We start from the raw sequence: 19,663 nt of genomic DNA, 5'->3' as shown, positions 1-19,663 counted from the left end.
GATAGGTATTCCACAATGGGATAATACCTGTAATCGCTTTACGTAATTTTATTACAGAATAATAGTTGAATTTGACAATAATGTGAATGAAATAAACAAAAACGCCTAACTGGCTCGACCAGTTAGGCGTTCTTCTCGGTACATTAGCCGCTAATTGCTACGACAATAAATGCGACCACGATCAAAATAATGACGATTTAATCGCCGCGTTTTTCGTATCGTGAACCCCGAAGTGTGTCTTTAACACGCTTGAGGTTTTCTCTGAACTTATTACCACGGCGCAATGTAAACCCTGTTGCCAACACGTCAATAAGGGTCAATTGCGCTATACGTGAAGCCATCGGCATATACATGTCGGTATCTTCTGGCACTTCCAATGACAACACATAGGTACACTCTTGAGCGAGAGGGCTTTCTGCCGATGTAATACCAACAACTGTTGCATCGTTCATTCGAGCGATTTGAGCGATTTCAACTAAGCTTTTAGTGCGACCAGTATGGCTTATCAAAACCACGACATCACCGGCCGAACAATTCATACAGCTCATACGCTGCATTAGGATATCTTCAAAGTACACAACAGGCACATTGAATCGGAAGAACTTGTTAAGTGCATCGTGAGCCACAGATGCCGACGCACCTAAACCGAAAAATGAAATTTTCTGAGCCTGGGTGAGTAGATCAACTACGCGATTTACCACATTGACGTTAACCGACTGACGGGCAACTTCAAGCGATGCCATAGTAGACTCAAATATCTTGTTCGTATATTCGTCAGGGCTGTCATTTTCATCGACGTGACGATTAACATATGGCGTGCCGTTAGCTAAGCTTTGCGCCAAATGAAGTTTAAAATCTGGAAAGCCTTTCGTGTCCAGTCTTCGACAGAATCGGTTAACAGTGGGCTCACTAACATCCGACATTTTAGCGAGGGTTGCTATACTCGAATGAATGGCTGTTTGTGGGTTAGCTAAAATAACTTCAGCTACCTTTTTTTCAGATTTACTGAATGCCGCTTGGTTTTGTGTGATTTTTTCTAAAATGTTCATACAGATATAGCAATTGGTTAGCACAAATTATTGTAAGGTACATCTGTAATAGTACCCAATGTGACGTCTGTGACAAGAAAAATGTAATTTTTTGACAAAATTTGTTGTTTCAAACAGGTTAAATCAGGGTAAACTGAGGGAAATAGTAAAGATTCAGATCCTATAGTTGGTTCAAGTTGTAATTTTACTACATTTGGTGTTAACTATACGGTAAAAATAGTCGTTAGTGTTGTAAATAACTGTACAATACGCCGCGCACACATACATTTAAAAGGTCGACGAATATGGTATTGGATAATTCCTACGAGCCCTGTGATTTTGTACTTTTTGGTACGCTGGGAGATCTTTCACGACGCAAGTTATTGCCTTCTTTATATCAGTTAGAAAAAGCTAACTTGATGCACCCAGACACTACGATTGTTGGTGTGGCGCGTCAGGAAATGGAGCTTGAAGCATATATTGAAGAAGTTCACGCTAACCTTATTAAGTTTGGTGAAAAGAACTTATGTGAAGAAACTTGGGAGCGCATGAAAGCGCGTTTGCATTACGCATGCGTAGACATGAAAGATGTGGAAAGTTACTGCGTTTTAGACGACCACGTTGACCCAACTCGCACCATGGTGTGTTACTTAGCTACACCGCCTGCTATTTATGGCGATATTTGTCGCGGCCTTCATAGCTGCAAAATCATCGATTCAAGCGTTCGTGTAGTGCTTGAAAAGCCAATCGGTCACGATTTGGAATCGTCGAAAGTTATCAACGAACAAGTCGCTGAATACTTTGACGAAAAACAAATATATCGTATTGACCATTACCTAGGTAAAGAAACCGTTCTTAACTTAGTGTCGCTTCGTTTTGCCAACTCTATTTTTGCCACAAACTGGGATCACAACTGTATTGACCATGTTCAAATTTCAGTTGCTGAGTCAGTAGGTATTGAGGGGCGCTGGGGTTATTTCGACGATGCGGGACAAATGCGTGACATGGTGCAAAATCACTTGTTACAAATCCTAAGCTTGGTTGCAATGGAGCCGCCTACAACGTTAGATGCAGACAGCATTCGTGATGAAAAGCTTAAAGTACTTAAAGCGCTTCGCCCTATCAATTCGTTTAACATTAACGAAAGCACGGTACGCGGTCAGTACACGTCTGGATTTGTTAAAGGCGAAGAAGTACCTGGTTACCTTGAAGAAGAAGGTGCCAATACACAGAGTAAAACTGAAACCTTTATTGCAATAAAAGCTGAAATTGACAACTGGCGTTGGGCCGGCGTGCCATTTTATCTGCGCACAGGTAAGCGTATGCCGACTAAGGTGAGTGAAGTTGTTATTTACTTCAAGCGCCAACCGCACAACCTATTTGGTGATAGCTTTAAGAATCTTCCACCTAACAAGTTGGTTATTCGTCTACAGCCTGATGAAGGTGTAGAAATCACCGTAATGAATAAAGTTCCAGGTTTAACTAGCTCAGGCTCGATGGATCTTCAAAAATCTAAGCTTAACCTCAGTTTCTCCGAAGCCTTTGCTGACGAGCGCATTCCAGATGCTTACGAAAAGCTTCTGCTTGAAGTGATGCTAGGTAACCAGGCGCTATTTGTTCGTCGTGACGAAATTGAACAAGCCTGGACATGGGTAGATTCAATTCTTGAAGCGTGGAAGCAATCAAGCGAGCCACCTGAGCCGTATCAAGCTGGTACATGGGGTCCGGTAGACTCTATTGGTCTTCTGGCCCGCGAAAATCGCAGCTGGTACGAAAGCAAGACAGGGAAGAAAAAGTAATATGGCGTTAACAACTCTATCATTTGAAACACCTGACGCGCTTACCGATGCATTTGCACAAGATTTGGTAAGTATTCTTAAAACAGGTATTAAAACTCGCGGTCGTGCGTCGCTTGTGGTGAGTGGTGGACGTACACCGCTAGCGCTTTTCAAGCAGTTAAGCGAGACCGACCTTGAGTGGGATAAGGTTGATATTACCCTTGCTGACGAACGCTGGGTTGAAGAGGGCCATGAAGCCAGCAATACTAGCCTAGTTAAAAATAATCTAATTCAAAATAAAGCCGCAGCAGCTCGTTTTATCGAACTGAAAAGCGATGTTGACGATGCAAACGAAGGGGTAAGTGCAGCTGAGTCTAATCTGGCCAGCATGTCACAGCCTTTTGACGCATTAATCCTTGGTATGGGGGAAGACGGGCACACAGCATCGCTTTTCCCTTGTTCTGAGCAAGTACTTGACGGCTTAGATATGAGCAGCGGCAGAACCTGCATTGCTGTTCAACCTACAACAGCACCTCATCAACGTATTTCATTAACGCTACCTGCGTTACTCAATAGCCGAAACATCTTTTTACACCTAACGGGTGAAAAGAAAAAGCAAGTGCTTTTAGACGCTATTGAAAATGCTACCGAAGCGCAAAAGCCCATCACTGCCGTTGTAAATAGAGCACCGGTCACTCTGATGTGGGCGCCATAGGAGACAAGAATGAATCCAAAAATTGCTGAAGTTACGCAACGAATTATCGAGCGTAGTAAAGAAACGCGTAAAGCGTATTTAGAGAAGATTGAAGACGCACGCCGTCAAGGTCCACACCGCGGTGTACTATCGTGCGGAAACCTGGCCCACGGCTTTGCTGCATGTGGTACAAGTGAAAAGGCTGACCTTCGTTCGATGACCAAAGCCAATGTGGCTATTGTGTCTGCGTACAATGACATGCTTTCTGCCCACCAGCCATATGAAACTTACCCTGCGCTTATTCGCGAAGCGGTAAAAGAAGTGGGCAGTGTAGCGCAGTTTGCCGGTGGTGTACCTGCAATGTGTGATGGTGTGACGCAAGGCCAGTCTGGTATGGACTTAAGCCTTATGAGCCGCGACAACATTGCTCAGGGCGCAGCTATTGCGCTTTCACATAACATGTTTGATAGCACCTTGATGCTGGGTATTTGCGATAAAATCGTACCTGGACTGCTAATGGGCGCACTTACGTTTGGTCACCTGCCAACGGTGTTCGTTCCAGCCGGTCCTATGCCATCAGGCTTGCCAAATAAAGAAAAAGCACGCGTTCGACAAGAATTTGCTGAAGGCAAGGTTGGTCGCGACGCACTACTTGAAGCTGAGTCTCAGTCTTATCATTCTGCTGGTACGTGTACTTTCTACGGTACAGCAAACTCAAACCAGCTTGTGGTTGAGATGATGGGTTTACACTTACCGGGCTCTTCGTTTGTAAACCCAGGTACGCCACTGCGTGATGCGTTAACAAAAGCAGCTGCGGTTCAAGCGACTCGTCTAACTGACCTTGGTGACAACTACACGCCAATTGGCCACATTGTAGATGCTAAAGCCATTGTAAATGGTCTTGTAGGTCTACTTGCAACGGGTGGTTCGACTAACCACACCATGCACCTTATCGCTGTTGCGCGCGCTGCTGGCTACATTGTTAACTGGGACGATTTCTCAGATATTTCAAATGCGGTTCCACTACTTACCCGTATTTACCCTAACGGTTCAGCAGACATTAACCACTTTGTTGCCGCTGGCGGTATGTCGTTGCTTATCAAGCAACTGCTTGACGCAGGATTACTGCACAACGATGTGAAAACTATCGTTGGCGATGGCTTGGAGCTATACACCAAAGAGCCTGTGCTAAAAGACGGCGAGCTAGAGTGGCGCGACGGCCCAACAGAATCTCTGGATAAAGAGGTATTAGCAACGGTTGATGCACCATTTAAACCTGATGGTGGTTTGAGCGTGCTTGACGGGAACTTAGGCCGCGGCGTAATCAAAACATCTGCGCTTCGTACTCCGCATTGCACTATTAAAGCGCCAGCGGTTGTGTTTGAAGATCAGTTTGAACTGGATGACGCGTTTAAATCTGGCAAGCTAGATAAAGACTGTATCGTGGTTGTTCGCTTCCAAGGGCCATCGGCCATTGGTATGCCAGAGCTTCACCGCCTAACGCCGCCGCTTGGTGTAATTCAAGACCGTGGCTTTAAAGTAGCCCTTGTTACTGACGGTCGTATGTCGGGTGCATCAGGTAAAGTACCTGCTGCTATCCACGTGACTCCAGAAGCGTATAAAGGTGGACTACTTGCTAAAGTGCAAGAAGGCGACATCATCGAGCTTAATACCGAAACAGGTGCATTAACATTACACGTTGATGATGAAACATTAGCTGCACGTGAAGCTGCGCCAGCGAGCTTGGCGAAGCATCATGTGGGTATGGGACGCGAAATGTTTGCGGGTATGCGTGCCATCCTTACTGGTGCAGAAGAAGGAGCGTGTTCACTGTTTTACACGCAGGAGCAAGCGTAATGAGCCAAAAGTTTGTGGCTGATGTTGGCGGTACCAATATTCGCGTTGCGAGAGTAACCGAGTCGGGCGTCACTGACATTAAAAAATACATGTGTAATGACTTTGCTAGCATCGATTTAGCTATTTCACAGTATTTTGAAGACACGCCAGAGCACAACTTTACCCAAGGTTGTATTGCAATTGCCTGCCCAGTGCTAGGTGACCAAGTTGTAATGACTAACCACAGCTGGGCTTTTTCTCAAAACGCTTTGCGTTCGCAGCTTAAGCTAGACGCGCTGTTTGTCATTAACGACTTCACTGCAGTGGCACATTCATTACCTGTGCTAAGCGAAGACCAAGTTGTTCAAATTGGAGAGGGCACACCAAAAGAGAACGGCAATATTGCTGTTTTTGGCCCAGGTACTGGCCTTGGCGTTGAGCATATCACTATGACTTCGACAGGTTGGCAAACATTAGACGGTGAGGGTGGTCATGTTGACTTCGCTCCTGTTGATGAAACCGATGTTGTGGTTTGGCGTCATTTGCAATCGACATTGGGGCGTGCTTCTGCTGAAGAAGTGATGTCCGGACGTGGCTTGCACAATATCTACACTGCGTTAGCTAACGATGCGTCTGCCCCTGTAGCCTTTACTGAGCCAGCGCAAATTACTGAAGCGGCGTTAAACGGAACTTGTGAGTTAGCTGAAGCAACACTGACTCAGTTTTGTCGAATCATGGGAAGCTTCGCGGGTAATATAGCGCTGAATATGGCGACTACTGGCGGTATCTTTATTGGTGGAGGTATTGCAAATCGTTTCCCTGAGTTTATTCAAAACAGCGACTTCAGAGCGCGTTTTGAAGCGAAAGGGCAAATGAAGCATTACGTTAAAGACATTCCCACCTATCTTATTGCAGAACCTGATCACGGTTTATTGGGTGCGGCTGCATATCTGAATCAAAATACAGCGAGCTAAATTATGACATCGAAATGGAAAACCTCTCCAGAGGAAATTTTTGCGGCCGGTCCAGTTGTACCTGTGTTGGTTATCAATGATGTAGAAAAAGCCGTTCCTCTAGCAAAAGCGCTAATGGAAGGTGGAATTAAAGTTTTAGAAGTAACTTTACGTACACCTGCAGCAATTGACGTAATTAAGCGCATTGCAGAAGAAGTACCTGATTCTTTGATCGGGGCGGGCACGGTAACCAACGCGCAACAGCTAAAAGCCGTTGTTGAAGCAGGCGCTAAGTTCGCTATTAGCCCAGGCATGACGGCTGACTTGCTTAAAGCGGGTATGGATGCTGATATTCCACTTATCCCAGGTATTTCTTCAACGTCAGATCTTATGAAGGGTAAAGATGCGGGCTACACCCACATGAAATTCTTCCCCGCAGAAGCGTCAGGTGGCGTTAAAGCTATCAAGTCTATCAGCGGTCCTTTCCCTGATGTAACCTTCTGTCCAACAGGCGGTATTGGTCCAAATAACTACAACGACTACTTAGCGCTTAAGAACGTTAAGTGCGTAGGTGGTTCGTGGTTAGCACCAGATGACGCGATTGAGTCAGGTGATTGGGCGCGCATCACGCAGCTGGCTAAAGAAGCCGTTGCAGGTGCTAAGCAGTAAAAGTCGCTAAGCTCTACGTTTTAAAAAACCTGCCAATTGGCAGGTTTTTTTATAAGATACTTTTGCTACTCGATATTGCTAGCAAGCACGACTCATCGCGAAAGACCATCGATATAGCCACACGTTTACTTGGGAGCAATAGTCTGTCTAAGAGTGTGACTTTCACCAGGTGCTAATGTTGTGCCTTGTGTTAACGACGTCTCCACGCATAGCATGTGCTTATAGCCAAATGGGTCCATATCTGAAATGGACGCAGCACCTTGCCACGGGTTCCACACAACAAGTGAATCATTGCCCTGTGAGACAACTTCCGTAAATGAATTGCCACCTACTTCAATATCAACGTTTTTAATGGGCGCAAGATGGATTCGGTCGGTTTCTCCGGTAATAGTGTAAGGCGTTGGCGTAGGCTTTATCGCCCAATCGTCAAGCTTGTCTTTATATTCGCCCTTAATTCCTTTTATAACTGCTTGCTGAATATCATCAACATGAAAATAAGAGTGCAGAGCACAGTTAAAGTCGAATGCTACCACCCCTGTGTTTTCAGTGACCAAAGATACGTCCATAGTTTCACCGATAGCGACAACCATGGTTACAGTGCAGTCATTTTCAAACCCCTCAGCCCGAGTAAAGCTTGGTGAAAGGGTTATAGTGGTGCAGTTTGCTGTTTCTTCTGAGTTAACCAGCTTCCACACCTGGGTTCTTAAAAAGCCGTGAGAGGGAAGGGCACCTTTTTCGCGACCATGGTCATCACTAAACCATGGCCAACACACTGGAATCCCCCCGCGAATAGGACGCTCGCCGTTTAGATAGGCATGTGGACTTACCCAAAGCCGCTCTTTGTTATCGCCCTTTGGGACAAAAGATAAAATATGGCCGCCAAATAAGCTTATGCGCGCTGTGGCGAAAGCGTTATCCACGTCTAAAAAGGTAAGACCATTAGACTCGCTAACGGTAACTGAATTCACAGATGGCATACGTCCCCCTTGGACTGAATACTTAACTTACAAAGTAGGCGACGTGAAAATGTGTGTCGCTGAAAAACCGTCTTTATTTTTGAGATAACAAAAAAAGGTGCAAACATAATGTTTGCACCTTTAGATTAACTCAACTTTAGAACAAATAGTTTAACTATTTGTTCTATATTTTTGTTTATTACTTAGAAATATGAGCTACTAAGTCAAGAACCTTGTTTGAGTAACCCCATTCGTTGTCGTACCAAGATACAAGCTTAACGAATGTGTCAGTAAGCGCGATACCTGCAGTAGCGTCAAATACTGAAGTGCGTGCGTCGCCTAAGAAATCGTTTGATACAACTGCATCTTCAGTGTAACCCATAATACCTTTTAGCTCGCCTTCTGAAGCTTCTTTCATTGCAGCACAGATTTCGTCGTAGCTAGCAGCCTTCGCTAGGTTAACCGTAAGGTCAACAACTGAAACGTTAGGGGTAGGTACACGGAAAGCCATACCTGTTAGTTTACCGTTAAGCTCAGGAATTACTTTACCTACTGCTTTGGCAGCACCCGTTGATGATGGGATGATGTTTTGACCCGCGCCGCGGCCGCCACGCCAGTCTTTCATTGAAGGACCATCTACAGTTTTCTGTGTAGCAGTTGTAGCGTGAACTGTTGTCATTAGACCGTCTACAATACCAAACTTGTCGTTAAGCACTTTTGCAAGTGGAGCAAGACAGTTAGTGGTGCAAGACGCATTTGAAACGATAGTTTCGCCAGCATAGCTTTCTTGGTTAACGCCCATTACGAACATTGGCGTGTCGTCTTTAGACGGCGCAGACATAACCACTTTTTTCGCGCCAGCTTCAATGTGTTTCGCTGCGGTTTCTTTAGTTAGGAATAGACCTGTTGATTCAACAACAACGTCTACATCTACTTCATCCCACTTAAGCGCAGCTGGATCTCTTTCTGAAGTAATACGGATGGTTTTGCCGTTTACCACTAGACTATTGTTATCTACTGTAACTTCACCGTCGAATAGACCATGTGTAGAATCGTATTTCAAAAGATAAGCAATGTAGTCTGTGTCTAGCAAGTCGTTAATAGCCACAACTTCAATGTCGTTGCGTTCTGCAGCTGCACGCATTACTAGGCGACCAATACGGCCAAAACCATTGATACCGATGCGAATTGTCATAACGTACCCCGATTGTTCAAATAAAATGAAAATAAATTACGTAAAGTATGGATCAAAATGCCATAATTAGCAAAATAAAAAGCTAAAGTGTTGCAAAATTACGAACAAGTGCTATTGCAATCGTATTCACATATCGCGAAGCCCTTGTTTCTAGAATAATGTTAAAAATTTGTTTGCAGACGCACTTTGCACCTTTGGCCTATGCGTCTTTCACCGAATAACAGGAATGACACACGATGACACAACAACTTCTGCAACAACTGGTTGAAATGCGGGGAATTGAAACCCAATACGTCGACGCATGGGGAAAACCAGCAACCATCGCAGAATCAAGCAAAGCGAAACTGCTAAACACGCTAGGCTATGACACCAGTAGTGATGAGAAAATTCAGTCACAAATTAACCAAGATATTACATCGGTATGGTTGTCGCCTTTAAATCCTGTTCAAGTTGTACGAAACACCCAAGAAATAAATTTAGCCGTTCGCTTACCCATCGAGTTGGTCAACGACGACCATACACTTACTGTTACGTGTGAAAATGGTGACGTACAGACCCATCAATTTACGCCTGTTGATCAAGAAATGACGACAATGGCGCACATTGATGATGTTGAATTTCATGAATACGTAGTAACCCTACCTTTAGATTTACCACTTGGATATCACGATGTAGCATTAAGTGCAGATGATGATGAATTCGCACGCTCTCGCTTAATTGTGGCACCAGAGGCATGCTATACACCGAAAGAGATTAAAGAAGGCAAAAAAATCTGGGGCCTAAGTGTTCAGCTTTACTGCGTTCGCAGCGAAAAGAACTGGGGCATTGGTGACTTCTCAGACCTTGCACTACTTATCGAAAAAGCCGCGGGCGTTGGCGCAGATTTTATCGGGCTTAACCCAATTCACGCGCTTTACCCAGCTAACCCTAATGCGTGCTCTCCTTATGGGCCGAGCTCACGTCGCTGGTTAAACTATTTATATATCGATGTAACTGCTATTGACGGTTACGACGATGCATCAGTGCAAACGGTAGTTAACAGTGATGAGTTTAGAGCTACGCTAGAACATGCCCGTAATGTTGAGCATGTAGACTATGAAGCAGTAGCCCATGTGAAGTTAGCAGCGCTTAAAGCGGTGTTTGATGTTTACGATGCTAAATACCTTCGTAAAAGCACCAAACAAAATAAGGCGTTTAATGCTTTTGTGGAAGCGGGTGGTGAAAGCTTAGATATGTTGGCAGTGTACGATGCCCTGCAATCACACCTAAAAGCTAAAGGTAAAGAAAGTTGGGGTTGGCCGGTATTCCCACAAGAATATAAAGACTATCACAATCCAGCAGTGGCTAAGTTTAAAAATGCTAACAAGCAAGAAGTTAAGTTTTACCTGTTCCTTCAATGGATTGCTGCCCAGCAACTTGAAGTGGCAAGTAATAAAGCAACCGATGCCGGCATGACCATTGGTCTTTATCGCGACCTAGCGGTGGGTGTTAGCGAAGGCAGTGCAGAAATTTGGGGTAATAAAGATCTGTATTGCACGGGTGCAAGTGTTGGCGCGCCGCCGGATATTTTGGGCCCACTAGGACAAAACTGGGGCTTGCCGCCAATGGACCCTCGTAAGCTATATGAACAGGGCTATCAACCTATTATCGACCTGTTTGCGTCTAATATGGCGTCGTCAGGTTCACTGCGTATAGACCATGTCATGGCGTTGCTGCGTTTGTGGTGGGTTGTGAAAGGCGACCACGCAAAAGAAGGTGGTTATGTTTACTATCCAGTTGATGATTTGCTTGGTATCTTAGCGCTGGAAAGCCACCGTAACCAAAGCCTTGTCATAGGTGAAGACTTAGGCACCGTGCCAGAAGAAATCCGCAGTAAGCTTGCTGACAACGGCGTGTACTCTTATCGCGTATTTTTCTTCGAACAAGCAGAAGACGGTGGTTTCTTCTCGCCTAGTCATTATCCAGTTCAGTCCATGTCAACCTTGACCACCCACGATATGCCAACGCTTATCGGCTACTGGCACTGTTTAGATTTAGAGTTGGGTAAAGAAATAGGGCTATATCCAACAGATGAGATTCTTCAAACGCTTTATGCAGATCGTCATGAAAACAAACAAGCGATCCTTGATACGCTGCATGGACATGGTTCAATTGGCGACAATGTGGGTCGCGATGTGAATCACACGGGTATGAATCGCGATCTAAATAACGGTATGCAGGTGCACATGGCTGGTGGTTCAAGTGCGCTGTTAAGCCTTCAGTTAGAAGACTGGTTAGAAATGGATAAGCCGGTGAACATTCCTGGTACATTCGATGAATACCCAAATTGGCGCAGAAAGCTAACTGAGAATATTGAGTCGATGTTTGATAGACATGATATAAATGAGTTAGCGTCTAAACTTACTCATGCTAGAAAACAAGCAAGCCAAGGTTAATTGTCATTATCAAAGAATTGATAACAGACAGTTGCCTAGGCAACTTAAACGAGTAAGATAAAGTACCACGACGGTACTAGACAGAGCTTAAAATTGAACGGTACATTTAAGCTCTCAATTCAACCCGCTGCTATGCGGGTTTTTACTAGGAGTAGCGAATGCAATTAGCGCAGCAGTTCGAACAGGTATTATGTTCTCAGCCGTTTTCCCATTTAGGTGTAGTTGCAAATGAGCAAAGTTCTATACTTCGCCTTTGGAATCCTAATGCGAGTGAAATAACGATCAAATGGGGCAATCCTGCGCTAAAGGACACAGCCGTTACTTCAAGCAATGGTTTGTTCGAAACACCACTGCCAGAAAACTATCAGGGCGAAATTTATCGGGTTCTCGTTAAAGGCAAAGGCGACAAAGGTTATATCGACCCTTATCAGTTTTCCGAACAGGCTTATCACGCAGTACATTACATTGATAGCACGCCTGCGAACCTATATGAGCAAGGTGGCGCGCAACTTATTACCTTGGCTTCACCAAATGGTGAAGCTGTAAAAGGGGTAAGGTTTTGCGTGTTTGCCCCGAATGCAAGTTCGGTTTCACTTATTGGCGATTTCAACCAGTGGGATGGTCGTTTACATCCTATGGAAAAGACTTCTATGGGTTACTGGGTATTATTTGTGCCAGAACTCAGTGAAGGAGAGCGCTACAAGTACCAAATTAAAGATGCGCACGGCCATGACCTGCCGCACAAAGCTGACCCCCTAGGTTTCAGCGCAGAGCAATACCCATCGCACGCGTCGAAAATTTATGACCACAACTTCTACAAGTGGAATGATAGCGCTTGGATGGAAAAGCGAAAGGGCAATAAATACAGCAGCCCGATGAGCATTTATGAAGTACATCTAGGGTCTTGGAAGCGCCCGGGCATTGAAACAGAGGCGCGCTATTTAACCTACAAAGCGCTGGCTGATGATTTGATAAGCTATGTCAGCGATATGGGTTACACTCATGTTGAGTTGTTGCCTATTTCAGAGTTCCCTTTTGATGGTTCATGGGGTTACCAGCCAGTGGGCATGTTTGCTCCAACGAGCAGATTCGGAAACCCAGATGAATTCAAATACTTTGTTGATAAGGCCCACCAAGCGGGTATCGGCGTAATTATTGATTGGGTACCAGCGCATTTCCCTGAAGACGGTCACGGCTTAGCAAGATTCGATGGCTCATGTGTCTATGAATATGAAGACCCAAGAAAGGGTTGGCATCCAGATTGGAATTCTTGCATTTACGATTTTGGCAAAGATACAGTACGTCAGTTCTTAGTAGCAAATGCACTGTTTTGGTTAGATAAATTCCACGTGGATGGATTGCGTGTTGATGCTGTTGCATCCATGCTTTATCTCGATTATTCACGTAACGACGGTGAGTGGATCCCAAACGTTGATGGCGGCAACGAAAATTATGAAGCCATTAGCTTACTCAAATGGATGAATGAAGAGGTGTATAAACACTTCCCTGACGCCATGACCATTGCTGAAGAGTCAACTTCATTTCCGAAGGTTTCTCGACCTGTTTTTGACGGTGGCTTAGGCTTCGGTTTTAAGTGGAATATGGGGTGGATGCACGACTCTTTGCACTACATCGCTAAAGACCCTGCGTACCGCAACTATCATCATGGTGACATCACATTTAGTATGGTCTACGCGTTCGACGAAAACTTCGTATTGCCTATTTCACACGATGAAGTTGTGCATGGCAAAGGCAGTATGCTGCACAAAATGCCAGGCGATGAATGGCAGCAAGCCGCAAACTTGCGTTGTTACGCGGGCTTTATGTACGGTCACCCTGGCAAGAAACTTAACTTTATGGGTAATGAACTTGCACAGGCCCGTGAGTGGAACCATGACAGCAGCCTAGACTGGCATCTGCTCGATTATGATAAACACAAGGGTGTTCAAGCGCTTTATAAAGCGCTCAATCACCTATATACGTCGACGCCAGCGCTATACGAGCAAGACCATGACCCTAGCGGCTTTGCTTGGTTAGATCACAGTAACGCTGGTCAAAGCCTAGTTTCATTTGTGCGTACGTCAAAAGATGCAAAGCAGAAAGTGTATGTGGTGTCTAATTTTACACCTGTACCACGTGAGAAATTTAGAATAGGCGTGGATGATGCGTGCACGCTATCGCTGTTGCTGAACACTGATGATGGTGCGTACTGGGGTAGCAACTATGATGTTGTCTCTAATGTAAATACGCAACCTCAGCCTTGGAATGAGCGTCCTTATTCTGCTGAGATTACCTTACCGCCGCTTGCCACGGTATTTTATGTTGCCAACGTAGATTAACCCTTCTAGGGCGCGTAAGCCTTAGCGAATAAATAAATTGAGAACGTAGTGAACGAAACTTTAGACACCGCGCTAATAGTAGGAAGTGGAATGGGCGAAGCCCAACCACTTGGCGCCACACTGACTCACGATGGATGTAATTTTGCTGTTTACGCACCCGATGCGAAGGCAGTCGTGTTGTGTTTTTTCAACAGCGACACAGAGGAGGCCATTAGCGAGCACCCTTTGCCCGAGAAAACCGGCGATGTTTGGCACGGTCATTTTAGCGGTGTAAATGCGGGTCAATACTATGGGTACCGTGTCGAACGCGGAGAAAACGGTTTACATGCTGTCCCCACCGAAAAATTGCTAATTGACCCGTACGCGAAAAAAATCAGCCGTGCAATAAAGTGGGACGCAAGGCAATACAAGCACGACTCTCAGTTTATGATCCCAAAGTGCATAGTCATAGATCATAATGACTATGCAACCAATCATGTTAGTTCGCCCAATATACCTAAACACAAGCGCGTGGTGTATGAAGCTCACGTAAAAGGGTTAACAAAACTTCACCCTGATGTGCCAAAAGAACACAGAGGGAAGTTTATTGGTGCAGCTCACCCCAGCGTGATTAATCACATTAAGGCTTTAGGAGCAACAACGGTGCAATTCATGCCTTTGTGTTCATTTATGCCAGAGCCTTTTATCACCGATAAGGGTTTAACAAACTATTGGGGATACAACCCGGTCAACTTCTTTGCCCCTGAACCCCGCTATGGTGTTTCTGATGCGCTCGCTGAACTTAAGTCTATGGTTGACGCTTATCACAGTGCAGGCCTAGAAGTGATCGTTGATGTGGTATTTAACCATACAGCAGAGGCAGGTGTTGGCGGTCCAATTCTATCCTACAAGGGCTTTTGTCCTTACCAAGCTTATTTGATAGAACAAACGAAAAACGGAGAGTTAGTTTATTCCAACCACTCTGGCTGTGGTAACACAGTGAATACTGCCCAGCCATTTATGATGGGACTTATCTTGGATGCCATGCGTCATTGGGTATCCGTTATTGGCGTTGACGGTTTTCGCTTCGATTTGGCAGTTTGTTTAGGAAGAGAGCCGCAGGAATATAATAACAAATCAGGGTTACTGAGAGCCATCAGTAGCGATCCGGTTTTAAAAGACAAGGTGCTGCTCGCTGAGCCTTGGGACATTGGTCCGAATGGGTACCAAGTCGGCAACTTCCCGTCACCATGGTTAGAGGTAAACGACAAATACCGTGACACGGTGCGTGCGTTCTGGCGTGGTGACGATGGCGTTACTGCAGATTTTGCTACCCGCTTAATGGGCTCGCGCGATATTTTTCACAAAGGTCGACGACATATCAGCACATCGGTAAATAATGTGACTTATCACGATGGCTTCACGCTGCACGATATGGTGACCTACGCTGAGCGCCACAATCTTGATAACTTAGAAGAAAATCGAGATGGTCATGGACACAACCTGTCTGCCAATTATGGTGTTGAGGGGGAAACGAATGACGAGCGAGTTCTTTCTATGCGAGAGCGTCAAAAACGCAATCTGTTCGCAACCCTTATTTTTTCCCAAGGTACGCCCCATATACTCGGCGGTGATGAGTTAAGTCGTACCCAAAACGGCAATAATAATGCCTACTGCCAGGATAACCCCATTAGCTGGATGAATTGGGAACTGAACAAGCGTAAACAGGACTTTTTAAGCTTTTGCCAGTACGTAGTGCGCTTGCGTCAATCGTCGTCACTGTTAAGTGAATTAAAGCTTCATGACGATACTTTTACACTATCGAGAAACGTTAAAGAGATTAATTGGTACAAGCCAGACGGGTCGGACAAAGCGTCTGAAGATTGGAATGCGCACCACAACAAAGCGTTTGGTGTTGAAATAAAGGGCTGTGCTATTGGCGACCAAAAGCCCGAGCATTGGTTCTTGTGTGTGAACGCTAGCGATAGCGACGTGCGTTTTCACCTGCCAACTGTGATGCCGAAAGGCGGGTGGACCATGCATTTAGACACGCGCTACAGCTCACTAGATGAACAACCTTCGATTTGTATTCAAAAGGTATTTTTACAAGCCAGTAAATCTCTCACGTTGTTCAGTTTTTCCCAATTTTCGGAATAGTAGTTGAACGCTCAAAATGACTTAAAACCGCAATGCTGCATGTTGGATCTTAATTGTCTTCCAAGTGCCGCTTATTTTAACAAAGCTCACGGCGTTAATAGCGAACGCAAACCTTATTAATTTCTATCTAGCGAAGTAAACTTAGCTAGATAAGCCCAGACGCTTGTATCTAGCGAGCGACGCGCACAGCTAGAAAACACTACAGTGTCTTTACAGTTGTATAAATTTTGCTCGGCGTGTTGATGTGTATATTACCTGACGCTAAATAAATACAAATTTCTGATTCAAACTGGCCTAAAAAACCTGTTAATGTTTACCGCTGGTGATATTTACACCAGCGCGCGCTAAATTGTGAGCTTAAGCTGTTCTTTATTCTTTCTGGTGGTATCATGCGCAGCCATCTGAAATGTGAGGGTGTTCCTATGCAAAAGAAAGGTGGTAATTCGCACGAAGACAAGTCGTGTGATATTGGTTTTATTGGTTTAGGGGTGATGGGTAGTAACCTTACCATGAACCTAGTGGACCATGGCTATCGTGTAGCGTGTTTTGATTTAGACCAAAATAAGGTTGAGTCTATTCTTGCCAAAGACGCAAGCGAAAGAGCCGAAAATACTGAGCCTCGTGTTGAAGGCTGCAGTTCCTACACCGAGCTTTTAAGCAAGTTAAAAGCCCCGCATCTTATTATTATCTCTGTGCCAGCAGGCGACCCCGTTGACCATGTTTGTAATCACCTTATCGATGCGGGTATTCACGCTGACGACATAGTGGTTGATACTGGAAACAGCTTGTGGACAGACTCTGTGGCACGTGAAGAGCAGTACAAAGGTAAATTTATTTTCTTCTCTACCGCCGTGTCAGGTGGTGAAGTAGGCGCTCGTTTCGGGCCATCTCTTATGCCTTCAGGCAACCCTTATGCATGGACACGCATTGAGCCTGTTCTTAAAGCTATTGCTGCAAAGGTTGACCCAGAAACAGGTAAACCATTAGAAAGCCATACGCCAGGTCAGCCTGTGTTAGAAGGCGAAGCATGTGCGACTTATATTGGCCCCGTTGGGGCAGGGCACTATGTAAAAATGGTGCATAACGGCATTGAATACGCAGACATGCAGCTTATCTGCGAAACTTACCATGTTATGCGTGAAGCGCTGCATATGGCGCCTGCTGAAATTGCGGAAGTATTTAGAAAGTGGAACGAAGGCAAGCTCAATAGCTACTTGATGGAAATCAGTGCAGAAGTCCTTGAGCAAATGGACCCTGAAACGCAGCAGCCGTTGGTTGATGTCATCTTAGACAGAGCAGGTCAAAAAGGCACTGGCCTTTGGACTGCAGTAAGCGCGTTACAAGTAGGTAGTCCGGCACAGACCATCACTTCAGCGGTATTCGCACGTAGTATTTCGAGTTTGAAAGACGAGCGTGTTGCTGCTAGTAAAGTACTCTCTGGACCTGATGCACCAACGTTCAGCGATGAAGAAAAAACGTCTATCATCAATAAGCTAGAGCAAGCGCTTTACTGCTCGAAAATCTGTGCTTATGCCCAAGGATTCCAGTTGATGGCAATGGCAGGCAAAGAACACGGCTGGACACTTGAATTTGGTGAAATCGCAAAGATTTGGCGTGCAGGCTGTATTATTCGCGCGGTATTCTTACAATCGATTTCTAAGGCTTACGAGAACAACGAAGACTTAGCAAACTTGCTTATGGATCCGTTCTTTGCAGAGCAAATTACGCAGTATCAAGCTGACTGGCGGGAGTCTATCGCTCAGGCAACGCTTGCTGGGGTTCCGTGCCCAGCAATGATGTCTGCGCTTAGCTACTACGACTCATATCGCACTGCAGTACTGCCAGCTAACTTGTTACAAGGCCAGCGCGATTACTTTGGCGCGCATACCTACCAGCGAGTAGATAAGCCAGCGGGCAAGAAGTATCACATTGAGTGGAGTGATCCCGCGCGTCCACAAACTGCTATCAAGAGATAGTGTTAAATAAATAGTGGTACAAACGTTCATATTTGAGCGTAAACTATGAAAAGGTGTATTTGTTCTCAAATACACCTTTTTTGTTTAAGAGGTAATTTATGTCGACAGGTAAGAACCCAAACGCATCACCGACTGAAAAAGACTGGAAAACTGAGCTTAGCGATGAGGAATATTATGTTTGTCGGGAAGCCGGCACTGAACGGCCTTTTACCGGTGTGTTGCTAGACGAACAGCGGGATGGTTTGTACGTCTGCAAGTGCTGCGAAGCGCCACTTTTCCCCTCAGATACTAAATTTGATGCCGGTTGTGGATGGCCTTCATTCTACAAGCAGCTTGATGACGGGAATGTAGATTATAGAGAAGACTTGAGTCACGGTATGCGTAGAGTTGAGATTTTTTGTAAGCAGTGTGGCTCGCACTTGGGCCACGTATTTCCAGATGGTCCTGCGCCAACGGGTCAACGGTACTGCGTAAATTCGCTATCTATGACCTTTAAAGGTGAAGACGATACAGAAATTAAAGGTTAAATGGCCAAGTCAGATGGGTCATTACTTCAATTGAGCGCTAGGCAATATTAGTCTGCATTGATAATGGCCTCCTCAGTGGGTAATTATCAATGCGGACTGGTATAAGGTAAACATCTGGTTAAAATTTAACCTTGCATTAAGCGCCTTGAAATCAATATCAAAAAAACCGCCCATAAAAGGCGGTTTTTTTAATTATTTACTAATGAAATTGTGTAATTGAATTTCAAAAAATTAAAGATTATCGAGTTTTAACGAATCTGCGTTGAAGGTTGCACTATTCAGACTACTGACGATTTCATCGACAATATTGTCCAATATCTCAACAGGCAGGGCGTACTTCTTACCGAGCTGCATGCGTTGTGTCTCGTTAAGTCGTTCGTCATAGTTTTCAGCGACTCCATACCACACATAAGCAAGGCGATAGTTCTCTCTGTCCATTCCCATTGAAGCGAGAGAGTAAAAGATACTGACATCAATATTATCACTATCCATATACAAACTCAGTGCGCGATAGAGAGTATTGATGGTGCGCTTCTGGTCTGTTTTTATTTGCACAGAAGCGAGTTCGACTAATAATTTTGGATCGGTGACCTGATTGCTGGCCGCAAAGCGCTCGAAGCGATGAAAAGCATCTTTGTCGTTGTATCGTGTCCAGTGATAGTAAGAAAGATAAGGATCAAGGGAGTCTTTCGTCTCGCGGCTTAGGCGTTTAATTTCACGCCGGGCAGTAATAACGCCTTTTAGCCGTGTCGCTTCCTTGCCTTTGCGTTTAACGTGTTCGATATGCTGCACTTCTTCAACGCAGGTGAGATACTCTTCGAAGTTCAGAAGGAGCGGGTACTTGTAAGCGTCGTCTTTTGAATCTTGATTGTAGTAACGTAAGCGAATAATCTCAGCTCGCTCGCCGCGACAACGGGCATCCAAACTCAAATCTAAGCAAATCTCGCTGTGAGATTCACAAATTTCACTAATAGTAGGTTCAAAAAGATCGCCGCAACCGGTGAGTGTTGTCGCTGCTGCCAGCCACACTGTCGCTAGATGCTTTTTTGTTGGAAACTTACTAAATAAATTCGTTGTTGTACGAGTTTTCATAGAGGTTTTGAAACTTATCAACAATTTGGTCTTCCTTGCTTGTTTATTT

At 45.0% G+C, this 19,663-nt stretch carries 14 protein-coding genes; 10 read left to right on the top strand and 4 right to left on the bottom strand.

Going from position 1 to position 19,663, the window contains the following annotated elements; genetic code table 11:
* Positions 1 to 197 precede the first annotated feature (197 nt).
* The gene (locus tag ACXAFM_RS01420; RefSeq protein ID WP_474806210.1) at positions 198 to 1,049 is read right to left on the bottom strand and encodes a MurR/RpiR family transcriptional regulator; all 852 of its coding nucleotides are present in this window, start codon (positions 1,047 to 1,049) and stop codon (positions 198 to 200) included.
* Between the two features lie 284 nt (positions 1,050 to 1,333).
* Here ACXAFM_RS01420 and zwf point away from each other — a divergent pair, with 284 nt between their 5' ends.
* Genes zwf through ACXAFM_RS01395 form a run of 5 tightly spaced genes read left to right on the top strand, consistent with a single transcriptional unit; the run spans position 1,334 to position 6,958 of the window.
* Entirely contained in the window at positions 1,334 to 2,827 is a 1,494-nt protein-coding gene (gene zwf / locus ACXAFM_RS01415; RefSeq protein ID WP_458730979.1) for a glucose-6-phosphate dehydrogenase, read from the top strand.
* A gap of 1 nt (position 2,828) precedes the next feature.
* Positions 2,829 to 3,521, top strand: a complete 693-nt coding sequence (pgl, locus tag ACXAFM_RS01410) for a 6-phosphogluconolactonase (RefSeq protein ID WP_474826246.1) — start codon at positions 2,829 to 2,831, stop codon at positions 3,519 to 3,521.
* A gap of 9 nt (positions 3,522 to 3,530) precedes the next feature.
* The gene (gene edd / locus ACXAFM_RS01405; RefSeq protein WP_474826244.1) at positions 3,531 to 5,357 is read left to right on the top strand and encodes a phosphogluconate dehydratase; all 1,827 of its coding nucleotides are present in this window, start codon (positions 3,531 to 3,533) and stop codon (positions 5,355 to 5,357) included.
* Complete coding sequence (locus ACXAFM_RS01400; RefSeq protein ID WP_474826242.1) at positions 5,357 to 6,310, top strand: glucokinase; 954 nt, start codon at positions 5,357 to 5,359, stop codon at positions 6,308 to 6,310. The genes edd and ACXAFM_RS01400 overlap by 1 nt, the downstream gene beginning before the upstream one ends.
* Positions 6,311 to 6,313: 3 nt before the next feature.
* Positions 6,314 to 6,958: a bifunctional 4-hydroxy-2-oxoglutarate aldolase/2-dehydro-3-deoxy-phosphogluconate aldolase gene (locus ACXAFM_RS01395; RefSeq protein ID WP_179983754.1), complete on the top strand. Its 645-nt coding sequence runs from the start codon at positions 6,314 to 6,316 to the stop codon at positions 6,956 to 6,958.
* Positions 6,959 to 7,083: 125 nt separating this feature from the next.
* Here the strand turns inward: ACXAFM_RS01395 and ACXAFM_RS01390 are convergent, their stop codons facing one another.
* Positions 7,084 to 7,935: a D-hexose-6-phosphate mutarotase gene (locus ACXAFM_RS01390; RefSeq protein ID WP_474826239.1), complete on the bottom strand. Its 852-nt coding sequence runs from the start codon at positions 7,933 to 7,935 to the stop codon at positions 7,084 to 7,086.
* Positions 7,936 to 8,113: 178 nt separating this feature from the next.
* Entirely contained in the window at positions 8,114 to 9,109 is a 996-nt protein-coding gene (gene gap / locus ACXAFM_RS01385) for a type I glyceraldehyde-3-phosphate dehydrogenase (protein WP_474826237.1), read from the bottom strand.
* Between the two features lie 236 nt (positions 9,110 to 9,345).
* Here gap and malQ point away from each other — a divergent pair, with 236 nt between their 5' ends.
* From malQ to msrB, 5 genes are all read left to right on the top strand, one after another.
* A complete protein-coding gene (gene malQ / locus ACXAFM_RS01380) occupies positions 9,346 to 11,544 on the top strand; it encodes a 4-alpha-glucanotransferase (RefSeq protein WP_474826235.1) in 2,199 nt (732 codons plus the stop codon).
* 158 nt (positions 11,545 to 11,702) lie between these two features.
* A complete protein-coding gene (gene glgB / locus ACXAFM_RS01375; protein WP_474826233.1) occupies positions 11,703 to 13,883 on the top strand; it encodes a 1,4-alpha-glucan branching protein GlgB in 2,181 nt (726 codons plus the stop codon).
* Positions 13,884 to 13,931: 48 nt separating this feature from the next.
* Positions 13,932 to 16,019, top strand: a complete 2,088-nt coding sequence (gene glgX, locus ACXAFM_RS01370; RefSeq protein WP_474826231.1) for a glycogen debranching protein GlgX — start codon at positions 13,932 to 13,934, stop codon at positions 16,017 to 16,019.
* Between the two features lie 422 nt (positions 16,020 to 16,441).
* Positions 16,442 to 17,995 carry an NADP-dependent phosphogluconate dehydrogenase gene (gndA, locus tag ACXAFM_RS01365; protein ID WP_474826229.1) on the top strand — a complete coding sequence of 518 codons (1,554 nt, stop codon included), beginning with the start codon at positions 16,442 to 16,444 and terminating at the stop codon, positions 17,993 to 17,995.
* 98 nt (positions 17,996 to 18,093) lie between these two features.
* Positions 18,094 to 18,522 (top strand): peptide-methionine (R)-S-oxide reductase MsrB, encoded by a 429-nt coding sequence (gene msrB, locus ACXAFM_RS01360; protein ID WP_474826227.1) that lies wholly within the window; start codon positions 18,094 to 18,096, stop codon positions 18,520 to 18,522.
* Between the two features lie 231 nt (positions 18,523 to 18,753).
* On the opposite strand, the gene ACXAFM_RS01355 is transcribed toward msrB, so the two are convergent.
* Entirely contained in the window at positions 18,754 to 19,638 is an 885-nt protein-coding gene (locus tag ACXAFM_RS01355) for a DUF2989 domain-containing protein (RefSeq protein ID WP_474826225.1), read from the bottom strand.
* Positions 19,639 to 19,663: the final 25 nt, after the last annotated feature.

Source organism: Alteromonas sp. ABD4_190 (assembly GCF_056160105.1).
Note: the sequence above shows the minus strand (reverse complement) of the source record. Positions and strands in the feature narration are given on the sequence as shown.